The sequence below is a fragment of the Tissierella sp. genome, from assembly GCF_052089545.1.
Lineage (GTDB): Bacteria > Bacillota > Clostridia > Tissierellales > Tissierellaceae > Tissierella_A.
The window spans coordinates 1-15969 of sequence record NZ_JBQDAA010000033.1 but is presented as its reverse complement, the minus strand read 5'-3'; the positions used below and the strand labels follow the sequence as shown (position 1 = coordinate 15969).

The window sequence follows — 15969 nt, the reverse complement described above, 5'->3', positions numbered from 1 at the left end:
TAGACTAAGCCTCTCTCAAACGGGTTTGAGAGAGGCTTATTCTATGGAAGAATTATTAAAGTATTTTGATAATTCAATAAAAAAATATTTTTTTATTGAATTTTTATTTTTTTGCTTTTATGTTGCTAACTACAGCTGTAACTATAATAATTGCTATTATAGACTCTGGTATTCCATTGGTTATACCTATGCCAACTATTATTTTTCTAGCTGTATCTACATTTCCTCCAAGGGCTTCAACAAATTTTTCAGCATATAGAAAGTATATCATACTTAGAACCCCTAGGGTATTTGTTAATGTACCCACTATTGTAGAGATTATAACATCTAATGCCTTATCCTTAAACCTGTTGTGTATAAAATATAAAATTGCTAAAGATAATAAAATTAAAACACTATTCATTATAGTTATCCAAGTGTTTCTAGAAGAAATTATATTTTTATATATTCCATAAGATAAATATGATATTATTCCTATAAAAATAGTATATAAGATACCCATGCTTCTCTTATTTCCTAATTTCCTAAGAGCACTGTAAGTATAATAAGTTGTTATACCTATAAGGACTCTTGGCAAAATAGATACTAATGGATTATAGAATACAAATGATACAGGTGTAGGGGCAGTAATTGCTTGGAATATACTAAATAAACCAAATATGAGTCCTACAAATCCACCAATTATTGGTCCCTCCATTATTGCACCTATTAAAACAGGTATATGCATTATGGTAGCTCTGGTTGGTCCCACAGGTATAAAGCCTAGGGGTGTCATACCAAGGATAACTGAAATAGCCCCTAAAACCCCTATAATCGTAAGCCTTCTAATGTTTAAACTCTTTTTTATCATGTTAATCCCTCCGGTCTAGTACTTTTAAAGTTACCAGTCGTTTTTTATATTAAATTATACATTAAGTAGTCCAATTCTATTTAGATATTGTCTATATTATTATTTTATAAAACAATTGTAATTTGATTTATAGATTGATACAAGGATTAGTTGTTTATTATACTAATATGGTGTCTAGCGGAAGCTTAGATAGATAAGAATCACTTCACTGTATTAATTGGAGGTTTAGGCCCAAATATCCTTATATGATTTTAATCCTCCTGCGCTTTTAGCAAAGACTACAGCGTTTGTAATTGCTCTACTCATAACTTCAGAAGCTAAAACACCCACTAAATTTATATCTGTCTCAATCTTATTAGTTGCCATAGAAAATATAGTATCCCCATCTACCATAGTGTGCACTGGATTTATAGACCTTGCATATCCATTGTGAGCCATTTGAGAAATCTTATTGCATTCAGATTTTGTGAGTATTGCATTTGTAGCTACTATGCCTATTGTAGTATTTGATACATTAAAACCTAAATTACTATCCTTTGATTGCATTATATCTATTGTATTTAAAATCTTATTTTCTTTATAATCATATACTCCTGCAATTTGTTTGTTAGTTTTAAAATCATATATGTCTCCAAAACTGTTGACTACTACTAAAGCAGATACTACTAGGTCACCAATCTTTATACTCGCCGATCCTAGGCCAGATTTCATGGCATTTTTAGGACCTAATATTTTACCTATAGTAGCTCCCATACCAGCTCCTATATTTCCTTGAGTATTTTCCTTAGTATGTGCAGATTTGGCGGCAAGATAGCCCATATTTGAGTCTGGTCTTATTTTAAAGTTTCCAATATTAAGGTCAAATATGACAGCTGAAGATACAATTGGTACCTTTGTAACACCTACATCAAAACCTACGTCTTTTTTTTCTAGATAGTTCATAACTCCTGATGCCGCATCAAGTCCAAATGCAGATCCTCCAGATAATACAACTGCATGTATTTTATCTATCATTTTTTCCGCTTTAAAAAGATCTGTTTCTCGTGTCCCAGGGGCTGATCCTCTTACGTCTACGCCACCTGTTGCACCTTTTTCGTATATTACTACAGTTGAACCGGTCATTCCATTTTTGGAATGGTGATGACCTACTTTTATGCCTTCCACATCAGTTAAATATCCAGAATACATAAAAATCCTCCCTTCATTTATATTGTTTTTAGATAAGTATTCTATAATTATATCAGAAGATAAGGATAATTTTAACTTCATATTTTTAAAAATTTATTTGTAAGGGATTTATATGGATAAAGGGTTCACAATATCTTCATACTTATTTAAAAAAGCTGTCTCAAAAGAGACAGCTTTTTTTATGTTGCATAATTAAATTTAGCTTTATATTGTTTAAATATTACATCTAACTCTTCACTATCTATAGTTTCTTGATCCATCAAAACTTTTGATATCTCATTGAGGATATCAATATTTTCAACTACAATCTTTTTAGCTTCAAAGTATGCATCATCAGTTATAATTTTTATTTCTTTACGAATAAAGTCATAATTGTATCTTATATATACTTCATCCAAAGCTAAATGTCCCATAGCTGTCATTCCATAGCTACATACCATTTCTCTAGCTATATTAGTAGCTTTACTAAGATCGTCTTTAGCTCCTGTAGTAACTTCTTTAAAAACTACCTCTTCAGCAGCTCTTCCTGCTAAAAGACATATAATTTTATTTTCAAGTTCTCTTTTTGTGTGTAAATATCTTTCTTCTTCTGGAAATTTTAAAACATATCCAAGGGCTTTACCACGAGGAATTATAGATATTTTTTGAACTATATCTGTATTTAATATTTTTGATACTAAAGCATGGCCCGCCTCATGAAAGGCTACGGTTTCTTTTTCTTTTAGAAGTACATTAGGATGTTTAAGTTCAAGCCCAGCTATGACCCTTTCAATAGCAGAGTCAAACTCTATATTAGAAATTAAGTTTTTTTTGTTTCTAACAGCTATAATAGCTGCTTCATTTGCAATGTTGGCAAGTTCAGCCCCTGAAAGACCAGTAGTTTTCTTAGCTAAATCTTTAATACTTATTTTTTTACACAAGGGCTTATCAGCTGTATGAACTTCTAATATTTTTTCTCTAGCATTAGTGTTAGGGTTACCTATATGGATATGTCTATCAAACCTTCCAGGCCTTAAAAGAGCTTCATCTAACAGGTCTAATCTATTAGTAGCTCCTATAACTATAACTGTTTCATTATTATTAAATCCATCTAGTTCTACTAAGAGCTGATTTAATGTCTGATCTTTTTCATTGTTAGACTCTGTATTACGTTTTGTTCCTATAGCATCAATCTCATCTATAAATATGATACTTGGAGCATCCTTTTTTGCCTTTTCAAAAAGAGTCCTGACTCTTTTAGCTCCTACACCGACATATTTTTCAACAAATTCTGATCCACTAGCATAAAAAAAGTTAGAGTTTGTTTCGCCAGCCACTGCTTTGGCAAGAAGAGTTTTTCCTGTTCCAGGAGGGCCATGAAACATTATACCCTTAGGAATTTTAGCACCCATCTTTTTGTATTTAAAAGAATTGTTCATAAAATCTATAGTTTCTTGCAGTTCTTCTTTAATTTCTTCAAGACCTGCTACATCCTTAAAAGATATATCAGGTTTATCTATATGGTTATTATCTGTTTTTTCTGTCGTAAGTATAGAAGGTACAAGTTGTGGTTTAGAATTGTAACTTTTATATAAAAAGAATATTATAATAGTGATAGAAAAAACAGCTATAATATCTCTATTACTTATATTTTCTAAATCTTTTATAGGTGTGAAAAAGTTTAAAATCAAAAGGGATGATGATATAATCCCAAGTATCAGAAAAAAGAAAATTATTTTTTTACCTTTCAAGTTATCTCCTCCCGTAGTTTAGTAATTTTAGTGTGTCCATTTAATACTAAAATATAATAAAAAAATATATTTTTTAAAAAAGTTGACAAAGCTTGATTTTTAGCATATGATAATAGGGAAAAGAAAATTAAATAAAAATTGCAAGTAGAAGTTTCCGCTTCTCACCTTATAGCTTGGGCTCATAAGGTCAGTTAGAGAAATATAAATCTTATATATATAAGATTTATTGTTCATGTAAACTTAGAGCGGGTATTTTTATACCGGCTTTTTATTATTTTTGGGAGGTGCTACATTATTAAAGAACTTCAAATCAATGAGCAAATCAGGGAGAGGGAAGTAAGATTAATTGATTCAAATGGGGAACAACATGGAATCGTCAATATTAAAAAAGCATTGGATAAGGCAGTAGAAAGAGATTTAGACTTAGTTAAAGTTGCTCCAAATGCTAAACCCCCTGTATGTAAAATCATGGATTATGGTAAGTACAAATATGAGTTAGCAAAAAAAGAAAAAGAAGCAAGGAAAAATCAGAAGGTTATCAATGTAAAGGAGATAAGGCTTACTCCAAATATTGAAGCACATGATTTAAATGTTAAAGCTAGAAGAGCTAATGAATTTTTACAATCTGGCGATAAAGTAAAAGTTTCAGTAAGATTTAGAGGTCGTGAAATGGGCCATACAAATATTGGGAAAGTAGTTTTAAAAGACTTCGCTGATCTTACAAAAGAGTCAGGAGTTATAGAGAAACATCCGAGGTTAGAAGGTAGAAACATGACAATGTTTCTAGTACCAAAAGCAGAGTAAGTTTAGGAGGAAAAATTAGATGGGAAAAATGAAGACACACAGAGGATCTGCTAAGAGATTTTCAAGAACAGGTTCAGGAAAATTAAAAAGACACAAAGCATATAGAAGTCACTTAACTGGTCATAAATCAGCTAAAAGAATTAGAAACTTAAGAAAAAGTACTCTAGTAAGTAAAGGTGACCAAAAAAGAATCGATTCAATGCTACCAAGATAAAAAGTTTATTTAGATATTAGGAGGAGTTTTTAACAATGGCAAGAGTAAAAAGAGGCGTAAATGCTAAGAAAAGACATAAAAAAGTATTAAAACAAGCGAAAGGTTATTATGGAGCTAAAAGTAAATTATTTAGACCTGCTAATCAAGCTGTTATGAAATCATTAAATTATGCATTTATAGGTAGAAGACAAAGAAAAAGAGAATTTAGAAAACTTTGGATTCAAAGAATAAATGCAGCAGCTAGAGCAAATGGAATGAGCTATAGCAAATTTATAAATGGACTTAAAAAAGCAAATGTTGAAATTAATAGAAAAATGCTATCAGAGATGGCTATACATGATGCCGCTGGTTTTACAAAACTAGTAGAAATGGCAAAAAGTAACTAAGAAAAAGTTCCTGATAGGGACTTTTTCTTTTTTTAAAAAGCTTAATAAGTGATAAACTATATTTGAATCTAATTTTTATGGAGGCAAAGATGAACTACTTAAAACGAAAAACATTAGAATTTCAATTAAACCCTCCAGCAGTTCTTGCAGCTGGGTTTCTAAGTTTGATTATTATAGGTACTATACTTTTAAGTCTTCCTATAGCATCTAAAAATGCTCAAAGTATAGGATTTTTGGATGCACTATTTACTGCTTCTTCAGCAGTTTGTGTTACTGGCCTTATAGTAGTAAATACAGCTGAACACTGGTCTTTATTTGGTCAAATAGTTATTTTAATCTTAATTCAAATAGGGGGCCTTGGGATTATGACTATGGCCACATCTGTAGCCTTAATTATGGGTAAAAAAATTAGATTAAAAGAGAGGCTGGCTATAAAAGAACAGTTAAATCAAGAGACTATAGGTGGACTTGTTAAACTGACTAAATATGTAATATTTATTACATTTGCTATAGAGTTTATAGGTGCACTACTTTTATCTGTTAAATTTATACCTATATATGGAAGGACTAAAGGAATATGGTTTTCTATATTTCATTCTATTTCTGCATTTTGCAACGCGGGTTTTGATATTCTAGGAAACAGCATTGCACCTTTTGTAGGGGACATATGGATAAATATAATTCTTTGTAGCCTTATAATATTAGGCGGTCTTGGATTTGCCGTTTATATAGATGTCTATAATCAAAAAAGATTTAAAAAACTAAATATACATTCAAAATTTGTTTTATCTATGACGGGTTTACTTCTTTTAATTGGAACAGTATTTTTCTTTTTAATAGAATACAATAATCCTTTTACATTAGAAAAACTTAATACAGTTGAAAAAATAACATCATCTTTTTTCCAATCTACTGTAACTAGAACGGCAGGATTTAACTCAGTATCAATTTCATCTATTAAAGATACATCGGCATTTTTAATGATAATGCTTATGTTTATAGGTGGATCACCAGCTTCTACTGCAGGAGGAATAAAGACAACTACTTTTGGAACTTTAATACTTACCACATTTTCTACAATAAAAGGAGAAAAAGATGTTGGAGTGTTTAATAGAAGAATAGGAGAAAATGTTATAAATAAAGCTTTAGCTATTATAATTATAGGACTTACTTGGATAATTACAGTTTCCTTTATACTAACTATAACTGAACAAGCTGTATTTTTAGATGTTTTATTTGAGACAACTTCTGCTTTTGCAACTGTAGGATTAACTAGAGGAATAACTCCTTCCCTATCTATTGTAGGGAAAATATTAATAACCATTACAATGTATATAGGAAGAGTTGGAGCACTTACTATGGCCTTTGCATTTGGACGTAGAAGAAAGCATAAAAAGTATAGAGAGGCAGAAGGAAACATAATAGTAGGATAGGAGATGTTAAATTATGAAATCATTTGCTGTTATAGGTTTAGGTAGATTTGGAACTGCAGTTTCAAAGGTACTTTCAGAACTTGGAAATGAAGTATTAGCTATAGATAAAGATCCGGAAGTTATTAGAGAAGTATCATCAATAGTAACTTATGCTGTAGAAGCAGATGTAATGGATGAAACTGTATTAAGAGATTTAGGGATTGGAAACATAGATGCAGTAGTAGTAAGTATAGGTTCAGACTTACAAGCATCTATTATGGCTACACTTGTGGCTAAAGAGTTAGGAGTTAAAAGAATAGTTGCAAAAGCTCAAACTGAACTACATGGAAAGGTTCTAAAAAAGATTGGAGCAGATAGACTTATATTCCCTGAAAGAGATATGGGTAGCAGGGTTGCTCACAATTTGACTTCAAGAAACATATTGGATTATATAGAAATATCTCCAGAGTTTTCAATACTTGAAATAGAGGCGTTGAAAACTTGGGTAGGAAAAGATTTAAAAGGATTAAGACTTAGAAACAAGTATGGTGTCAATGTTATAGCTATTAAAAGGGGCGAAAAGGTTAACGTATCTCCAAGTTCTGAAGATGAGATTAAAACTGGGGATATTGTTATAATAATAGGCTCTACAGAAGATGTAAAAAAAATAGAGATGAGAGTAGGCGAATAATATGTTAGAGATTAGTTCTAGCAAAAACTCTATTATAAAGGAAATAAAAAGCTTATCAAGAAAAAAGAATAGGTGGAAAGAAAAACTCTTCATTATAGAAGGAATAAAGCTAATAGAAGAAGCTTTAAATAACTTTGTACCTATTAAATACATACTTTTTAGTGAAATGTTACTCAGAGTAGATAGTGGAGAAGATTTCTTTATGCAAATAAAGAATAAAAAACAAACTATCAAGATTTCAGAGACTTTATTCAAACAAATATCAGACTTAGAAAATCCACAAGGAGTATTAGCTGTAGTTGAATTCGATGAAAAAAGGATAGAAGAGATTTATAAAAAAGAAAATCCTCTTATTATATTTTTAGATAGATTAAATGATCCTGGTAATCTTGGAACTATAATAAGATCGGCTGATGCATTTAATATAGATGCTATAGTACTTGGAGTTGGATCTGTAGATCCATATAATTCTAAAGTAGTAAGATCTACTATGGGATCTATATTTAGGGTTCCTATATACAATATAAAAAACAATGAAATATTTTTCAATGATGTTAAAAAAAGAAATATAGATATAATAACTACATCTCTAAATGGAAAACGATTATCAAAGAAAGATCTTTCTTCAAGTGCTATAATTGTCATAGGCAATGAGGCAAATGGAGTTAAGAATGATATAATAGAATTGGCTACTAAAGCAGTAAAGATACCTATGCCTGGAAAAGCAGAATCATTAAATGCAGGAGTAGCAGCTTCTATTATAATGTATGAAGGAATGAGAAGTAGAAATTAGTCTTTTTAAAATTTGATAAAGTTTGTTATAATAGATAATATGTTTTAAAAAATACTAATGTGAAATAAAACATTTAGTACTATGGAGGGAAACAATGAAAGAAAAGCTGCAAGAAATAAAAAAGAGAGCACTTGAAGATATCTTAGAGCTAAAAACTCTAGATGAACTAGAGAAATTTAGAATAAAGTTTTTAGGGAAAAAAGGAGAACTTACTTTAGTATTAAGAGATATGGGAAAGTTAAGCAAAGAAGAAAGACCAGTAGTTGGTCAAATTGCTAACGATATTAGACAAGAAATAGAAAAAAAGCTTTTAGAAATAAAGACAGAACTTATAAATAAGGCTAAAAGAGAAAAAATAGAAGAAGAAAAAATAGATATAACAATAGATACAGATGAGATAATGGTAGGTCACCGTCATCCTCTTTTAAAAACAATTGATGAACTAGAAGACCTATTTATAAGCATGGGTTTTACTGTTGTAGAGGGACCAGAGATTGAAACAGTTAAAAATAATTTTGACGCACTAAATTCACCAGAAAACCATCCATCTAGAGATTTATCTGATACTTTCTATTTGAATGATGAACTGCTTTTAAGGACTCATACATCACCTGTTCAAATTAGGGCTATGAAAGAAATGGGAGCACCTTTAAAAATAATATCTGCTGGTAGGACATTTAGATTTGATGATGTAGATGATACTCACTCTCCAATGTTTCATCAATTAGAAGGACTTGTAATTGGTGAAAATATTTCAATGGCAAATCTAATCCATACTTTAGATATATTTATAAAAGAATTATTTGGAAAAGATATGGAAACTAGATATAGACCACACCACTTTCCATTTACTGAACCAAGTGCCGAAGTAGACGTTTCATGTATAAAGTGTAGAGGAGAAGGTTGCGAGGAGTGTAGTTTTACAGGATGGAGTATGGAGCTTTTAGGCTGCGGAATGGTTCATCCAAAAGTATTAGAAAACTGCGGAATAGATTCAGAAAAATACACCGGCTTTGCTTTTGGCATGGGAATTGACAGAATTACTATGGTGAAATATGGAATAGATGATATAAGATTATTATTTGAAAATGATATGAGATTTTTAAAACAATTCTAGAAGGGATGGGAAAAAATGCTATTACCTATAAGATGGTTAAAAGATTATATAGATACACAAAAAAATGGAAAGGAATTAGCGGACGGTCTTACACTTTCTGGATCTCATGTTGAGTCTATTGATTCTATGGACAAAGGTGTTGAAGGAGTAGTTGTAGGAAAAATCATGGATATTGTAAAACATCCTGATGCTGATAAACTTGTTATATGTAAAGTTGATATAAAAACAGTAGTACTTGACATAGTAACAGGTGCTAAAAACATAAAAATAGGAGACTATGTACCTGTAGCAACTGTAGGAAGTATACTTCCTGGAGATATAAAAATAGAAAAAACAAATTTCAGAGGAGTAGATTCTTTTGGGATGCTTTGTTCTTTAAAAGAACTTGGGTTTAATGAAAATGTTATTTCCAAGGAGATGAAAGAGGGAATCTTTATATTAGATAAGGAGTATCCTTTAGGAACAGATATAATAGATGCAATCAATTTAGATGATGAAGTAATAGAGTTTGAAATAACTCCTAATAGACCAGATTGTCTAAGTATGATGGGAATGGCAAGAGAAACAGCTGCAAGTTTTGAACTGGATCTTAAAGAACCAGAGATAAAGCTTAATGGAGTAGATGATATATCTGACTATGTAAAAGATATAAAAATAGAAAGTGAAAACTGCAATAGATACTATGCAAAAGTAGTAAAAGATGTAATTATAAAAGACTCACCTATGTGGATGCAAATGAGACTTATGGAAGCTGGGATAAGACCTATAAATAATATAGTTGATATAACAAACTTTGTAATGTTAGAGTTTGGTGAACCACTTCATGCTTTTGATTTAGAAAAAATAAATGGGAAAAAGATAATAATAAGACAAGCTAAAGCTGGTGAAACACTTATATCTTTAGATGGAGAAACTAGAAAACTTGATGAAGAAGACTTAGTCATAGCAGATGAAAAAAATCCTATAGCTATAGCGGGAGTTATGGGTGGATTTGATTCTGAAATCACAAAAGACACAAGTTTAATACTTATTGAGGGAGCAAATTTCAATCCTAAGAGTGTAAGACTTACATCTAAAAAACTAGCTCTTAGGTCAGAAGCTTCTAACAGGTTTGAAAAAGGACTAGATCCAAACCTTTGTAAACCAGCAGTAGATAGGGTATGTCAACTTATAGAACTTACAGATTCTGGAACTGTTATAGCTTCCAATATAGATAGGTATGAAGAGGTAAGAGAAGAAGAAAGAATTTCTTTAAGGCCTGAAAGAGCAAATAAACTTTTAGGATTAGAAATAGATGTAGATACTATGATAAAGTATTTAAATCTTTTAGGATTAAAATCAGTTTATAAAGAAGGGCTTATATATACCACCGTTCCTACTCGCAGAATGGATATATCTATAGAGGCAGATTTGATAGAAGAAATAGGTAGACTGTATGGCTTTCATAATATAGAAAGTAAAGCTTTAGTTGGAGAATTGACAAGGGGCTTAAAGCCAATGTCTAAAACTATAGAAGACAAGGCGAAAGATATTTTGCTTGGAATTGGATATAATGAAGTTATGACTTATTCTTTTATAAGTCCTAAAACTTATGATAAAATAAATATAGACAAAAGTAGTTCTTTAAGAGAATATATAAAGATCATTAACCCTCTTGGAGAAGACTTTAGTATTATGAGAACTACTCTAATTCCTACAATGATGGATTTATTTAGTAGGAACTATAATAGAAGTGTAAAAAATGCATTTGCATTTGAGCTAGGTAATATATTTATACCTAAAAATCTTCCAATAGAAGAACTTCCGAAGGAAAAGAAAATTTTATCTATAGGTTTTTATGGAGATAAGGATTTTTATTTCTTAAAAGAAACTGTAGAAAAAGTTTTAAATAAGATGGGTATTATAAATATAGAATATAAAAGAGAAGAAGACGATCCAGTATTTCATCCTGGAAGAACTGCTAAAGTAATAGCAGAAGGAATAAATATAGGAACGATTGGAGAAGTATATGTTGACGTATGTGAAAACTATGATATTAAATCTAAAGTTTATATTGGACAGTTAGATTTTGGAAAAATTATAGAACTCTCAAATTTTGAAAGAAAACATAAATCACTTCCAAAATATCCTTCTACATCTAGAGATATAGCAGTAGTGCTTGATGAAGATATTTTATTTGGAGACATTAAAAAACTTATTTTAAAACATGGTAAGGGTTTAATTGAAGATATTAAATTGTTTGACATATATAGAGGAGATCAAATTCAAGAGAATATGAAGAGTGTAGCGCTTTCAATTAACTATAGATCTTATGAAAGAACTTTAAAAGACAAAGAAGTAGAAGAAATCCAAAGCTTAATTGTCGAAGATCTAGAAAATACATTTGATGCTAAACTCAGAAGCTAAAATTAAAAAGGGGTAGATATCTACCTCTTTTTTTAAAATATCAAGGAATATATGAGATTATATAGTATAATAAATATATAAACTAATAGGGGGTGTGGAGTTATGACAGATAAAAGGAAAGTAAATGTACAAATAGATGGTCGTAACTTTACCATGGTAGGTGAAGGAAGTCAAGAATATATTGAAAGCATAGCTTCTTATGTAGATAAAATAATAAAAGAAGTATCTTCTAAAAATGATAGATTAAGCCAAATTATGACAGCTACATTGGCAGCACTTCACATAGCAGACGAATTAAGGCGAAAAGAAAAAGAGTTAGAAGATCTTAAACTTAAGGCTAAGGATCCATTAGATAAATACGACGATGTATGTGAAGAACTTGAAGAAAGCAAAGAAAAGATAGAAACTTTAAACAATATGATTGAAGAGTATAGAAAGCAAATCACAGAATATGATAAAAAAAGTGAAGAAACAGAACTTGAATTAGAAGAGTTAAAAGAAAAAATAAATTTACGAGATGAAGAAATAGTTGAAAAAGAAGATACGATTAAATCGCTTCAAGATAAAAACTATGAAAGTCAATTAGAAATTGTAGATATTAAAAAAGAACTAAATGAATATTTGAGACTCTTAGATGAGAAAACAAGTTCTTAAAAGAAAGGAAAATATAAAAAGTGAATTATAACACAGAACTTTTAGCACCAGTAGGCAGTATGGAATCCTTATATGCAGCTGTCCAAAATGGGGCTAATGCAGTATATTTAGGTGGTAAACTTTTTAATGCAAGACAGTCTGCTTCTAATTTTGGTTATGAAGAATTAGAAGAAGCAGTAAAATATTCTCATATAAATAATGTAAAAGTTTATGTGACTATAAATATATTAATAGATGATAAAGAAATGTTAGAAGTCTTAGATTTTATAAGGTTTTTATATGAAGCAGATGTAGATGCCATAATAGTACAAGATATAGGACTTGCTAATTGTGTTAGAAAATTATTTCCAGATTTAGATATACATGCAAGTACACAAATGACTATAAATAATTTAGAAGGCGTCAAACTTTTAGAAGAAATAGGTTTTAAAAGGGTAGTATTAGCTAGAGAAACCCCCTTAGAAGAAATCAAAAGAATAAGAAAAGGAAGCTCCATAGAATTAGAGGGATTTATTCATGGAGCACTTTGTGTGTCCTATTCAGGACAATGTCTAATGAGTAGTGTAATAGGTGGTAGAAGTGGAAACAGAGGAAAATGTGCACAACCTTGTAGAATGCCATACTCTATAGTAGATAAAAATGGAGAGCTAGTAGAAGGTTGGGAAGAATTACATCTATTAAGTCCAAAAGACTTGAATACATTAGAATATACAAATATGCTTATAGAAGCAGGTATTGGATCTTTAAAGATTGAAGGTAGAATGAAAAGGCCAGAATATGTAGCGACTATAGTAAAAGCTTATAGAAAAGCTATAGATGAAAATGTTGATATTTCAGAAGAAGAAAAAAAGGAAGTAGAACAAATTTTCAATAGAGGATTTACAAAAGGAGTAGGCCTTGGAGATTTCGGGAAAGATTTTATATCTATGGATAGGCCAGATAATAAAGGGACACTACTTGGAGAAGTTATAAATAGTGATAGAGATTTTGTGTATATTTTATTAGAAAACAATCTCCAAAAAGAAGACGGCATTGAATTTAATTTAGTTAATGGTAAAGGTAAAGGAATGAAGTCGCCTATTTCAGGGGAAAAAGGTGAAACAGTTACTATTAAAAAAATTGGTAATATAAAAAGAAATACAAAGGTATATAAATCTTCTAGCATAAAACTTCTAGATAAGGCCCAAGAGTCATACAAAGAAAACAAAAATATATATCCTATAGATATGGAAGTAAATATTAAAATAGGAGAAAGACCAAGCTTAAAATTGACTTACAAGGGTTATGAAAATCAAATAGAAGTTGAATTCCTAGTGGAAACAGCTAGGAATAAAGGATTAACAGAGATGAAGGTAAAAGAACAACTTTCAAAACTTGGTGATACTCAGTTTACATTAAATGAATTCAATATAAATTTAGATGAAAATGCATTTTTACCTCTCAGTGTTTTAAATGAGTTAAGAAGAGAGGCGAGCTTAGACTTAAATAATTATTTGCAAGATAAAAATAAGAGGAAAAGGTTTAATGATGAAGAATATAAAGAAAAAAGAAAAGAAGTACTAAAGATAAAAAAAGAAGATAAAAACAAAGAAAGAAAATTATCTATTAGAATAGATAACCTAAAACAATTTGAAAATCTGGATCTAGATAAGATTGATAGAATATATCTTCCTTCAGAAAACAACTTAGAAGATGTAGTTGATAGATTAAAAGAAAAAGATATAGATACTTTTATAGCTACAAAAAAGATATTATACGAAGATGATTTTAAAGATCTAGAACGAATTCTAGAACCTATAAAAGATAAAATAGATGGAATAAGTCTAGAAAACCTTGGGACAATACAATTTATTAAAGAAAATTATGAATTAAAAACACATGCAGATATTGGACTAAATGTATTCAATAGCTATACGGTAAATACATTAAGAAAGATGAATATAGATAGCATGACACTGTCTCCAGAGCTGAATCTTACGCAAATAAAAAAGATAGAAAGCCTTGTAGGCGGAGATCTAGAAACTATAACATATGGATACCTGCCTGTGATGACAACAAAAACATGTCCTATGGCTTTAGTTAAAGCTTGTAAAGATGACAGTGAATGTGGAACATGTAACTTTGCAGATGGATATGGATTAAATGACAGAATGAACAAAACATTTTATATGTCTAGAAAAGATAGTGTTACAACTATATATAATAGCGTACCTTTAATGGTATTAGATAGTATAGAACAGATTTATAATTCTGGTGTAAACATATGTAGATTAGATTTTACAATTGAAAAAGATAGTATAGAAAAGATACAAAGAGCTTACTATGATTCTATAAAGGATAAATGGGATGAAAGTAAGGCAAGAAACTTTATCGAAGATATTAAAAATACTACTGAGATTACTAAGGGACATTTCTTTAGAGGAGTAGTATAAGAGGTGATAATGTGAATAAAAAAACTTTTAAATCATTAGAATATGAAAAGATATTAGATCTTTTAATTAAAAAGTGTGAATCAACACTTGGAAAAAATAGGGCGAAAAATATTGAACCATTAACAGATGTAGGTGAAATAGAAAAGCTTCAAAAAGAAACAAATGAATCTTTAACTTTGCTAATTAAAAAAGGAGCACCTCCTTTATATGGTATAAATAGTATAAAAGCAGATGTAAAAAGAGCTGAAAAAGGCGGTAGTTTAAATCCAGGAGCTCTTTTAAGAATAGGTGACTCTTTAAGAGTCTCAAGAAGTTTAAAAAACTATATAAAAGAAGTAAAAGAAGATAGAGAGAATAACTATCCTTCTATAGAAGGTTTGATAGAATCTTTAAGTATATTTAAAACAATAGAAAATGAGATATCAAATGCTATTATTTCTGAAAATGAAATATCTGATAAAGCAAGTCATACCCTAAGAACTATTAGAAGGCAGATGGTAAGTAAAAACGAAGCTGTTAAGAGTAAATTAAACTCAATAATAAACTCTGAAGACAACAAGAAATATTTACAAGATAATATAGTTACTATGAGAGAGGGAAGATATGTAGTTCCTGTAAAGTCAGAAAATAAAAATAGTATAGAAGGATTAGTTCATGACATGAGCAGTAGTGGTGCCACATTTTTTATAGAGCCTATTGCTGTAGTTGAATTGAATAATGAAATACGTGAACTAGAGCTAAAAGAAAAAGAAGAGATAGAAAGAATATTAAAAGTTTTATCAGAGATGGTAGCTAAAGAAGCTGAAGCCATTAGTAATAACCAATACTTACTACAAGAATTGGACTTTGTATTTGCTAAAGGAAAACTTGCACTAGATATGGATGCTACAAAACCTGTTTTGAATAATAAGGGGTATGTTAATATTAGAAAGGGGAGACACCCTCTTTTAAATGTAAAAGATATTGTGCCCATAGATATTTATTTAGGAAAAGAATTTAATTCTTTAATAATAACAGGTCCCAACACTGGAGGTAAAACAGTTAGTTTGAAAACTGTGGGACTTTTAGTTCTAATGGGACAATCTGGTCTTCATATACCAGCTGATTTCAATTCTGAAATAGGAGTGTTTGATCAAATCTTTGCAGATATAGGTGATGAACAAAGTATAGAGCAATCACTGTCTACTTTTTCATCCCATATGGTAAATATAGTAGATATACTTTCAAAGGTTAAAAGGAACTCCTTAGTACTATTTGATGAACTTGGAGCTGGTACTGATCCTACAGAAGGT

The 15969-nt window shown here is 30.1% G+C and carries 14 protein-coding genes and 1 other annotated feature; of the genes, 11 read left to right on the top strand and 3 right to left on the bottom strand.

Going from position 1 to position 15969, the window contains the following annotated elements:
* Positions 1–103 precede the first annotated feature (103 nt).
* The 3 genes from ACTHW2_RS04270 to ACTHW2_RS04260 all read right to left on the bottom strand — a co-directional run bounded on the left by ACTHW2_RS04270 (position 104) and on the right by ACTHW2_RS04260 (position 3768).
* On the bottom strand, positions 104–850 hold the full coding sequence (locus ACTHW2_RS04270) for an ECF transporter S component (RefSeq protein ID WP_442262528.1): 747 nt from the start codon (positions 848–850) through the stop codon (positions 104–106).
* Between the two features lie 225 nt (positions 851–1075).
* The gene (locus ACTHW2_RS04265) at positions 1076–2038 is read right to left on the bottom strand and encodes a P1 family peptidase (protein WP_442262526.1); all 963 of its coding nucleotides are present in this window, start codon (positions 2036–2038) and stop codon (positions 1076–1078) included.
* A 179-nt stretch (positions 2039–2217) separates the two neighbouring features.
* The gene (locus ACTHW2_RS04260) at positions 2218–3768 is read right to left on the bottom strand and encodes an ATP-dependent metallopeptidase FtsH/Yme1/Tma family protein (protein WP_442262524.1); all 1551 of its coding nucleotides are present in this window, start codon (positions 3766–3768) and stop codon (positions 2218–2220) included.
* Between the two features lie 136 nt (positions 3769–3904).
* Positions 3905–4047 (top strand) — a sequence feature (ribosomal protein L20 leader region).
* On the opposite strand from ACTHW2_RS04260, the gene infC reads away from it, so the two are divergent.
* From infC to ACTHW2_RS04205, 11 genes are all read left to right on the top strand, one after another.
* A complete protein-coding gene (gene infC / locus ACTHW2_RS04255; protein ID WP_442262530.1) occupies positions 4039–4572 on the top strand; it encodes a translation initiation factor IF-3 in 534 nt (177 codons plus the stop codon). Its footprint overlaps the feature before it by 9 nt.
* A 19-nt stretch (positions 4573–4591) precedes the next feature.
* Positions 4592–4786 (top strand): 50S ribosomal protein L35, encoded by a 195-nt coding sequence (gene rpmI, locus ACTHW2_RS04250; protein WP_442262522.1) that lies wholly within the window; start codon positions 4592–4594, stop codon positions 4784–4786.
* Positions 4787–4821: 35 nt separating this feature from the next.
* A complete protein-coding gene (rplT, locus tag ACTHW2_RS04245; protein WP_442262520.1) occupies positions 4822–5172 on the top strand; it encodes a 50S ribosomal protein L20 in 351 nt (116 codons plus the stop codon).
* Between the two features lie 89 nt (positions 5173–5261).
* Positions 5262–6605, top strand: a complete 1344-nt coding sequence (locus ACTHW2_RS04240; protein WP_442262518.1) for a TrkH family potassium uptake protein — start codon at positions 5262–5264, stop codon at positions 6603–6605.
* 13 nt (positions 6606–6618) lie between these two features.
* Positions 6619–7275 (top strand): potassium channel family protein, encoded by a 657-nt coding sequence (locus ACTHW2_RS04235; RefSeq protein WP_442262517.1) that lies wholly within the window; start codon positions 6619–6621, stop codon positions 7273–7275.
* Position 7276: 1 nt separating this feature from the next.
* Positions 7277–8068 (top strand): TrmH family RNA methyltransferase, encoded by a 792-nt coding sequence (locus ACTHW2_RS04230; RefSeq protein WP_442262516.1) that lies wholly within the window; start codon positions 7277–7279, stop codon positions 8066–8068.
* Between the two features lie 94 nt (positions 8069–8162).
* Positions 8163–9185 carry a phenylalanine--tRNA ligase subunit alpha gene (gene pheS / locus ACTHW2_RS04225; RefSeq protein WP_442262515.1) on the top strand — a complete coding sequence of 341 codons (1023 nt, stop codon included), beginning with the start codon at positions 8163–8165 and terminating at the stop codon, positions 9183–9185.
* Between the two features lie 15 nt (positions 9186–9200).
* On the top strand, positions 9201–11591 hold the full coding sequence (gene pheT / locus ACTHW2_RS04220; protein ID WP_442262513.1) for a phenylalanine--tRNA ligase subunit beta: 2391 nt from the start codon (positions 9201–9203) through the stop codon (positions 11589–11591).
* 102 nt (positions 11592–11693) lie between these two features.
* The gene (zapA, locus tag ACTHW2_RS04215) at positions 11694–12245 is read left to right on the top strand and encodes a cell division protein ZapA (protein ID WP_442262511.1); all 552 of its coding nucleotides are present in this window, start codon (positions 11694–11696) and stop codon (positions 12243–12245) included.
* Between the two features lie 20 nt (positions 12246–12265).
* Positions 12266–14677: a DUF3656 domain-containing U32 family peptidase gene (locus ACTHW2_RS04210; RefSeq protein ID WP_442262509.1), complete on the top strand. Its 2412-nt coding sequence runs from the start codon at positions 12266–12268 to the stop codon at positions 14675–14677.
* 11 nt (positions 14678–14688) lie between these two features.
* Positions 14689–15969: endonuclease MutS2 (locus ACTHW2_RS04205; protein ID WP_442262508.1), on the top strand; the 1281-nt coding region annotated here is incomplete at its 3' end.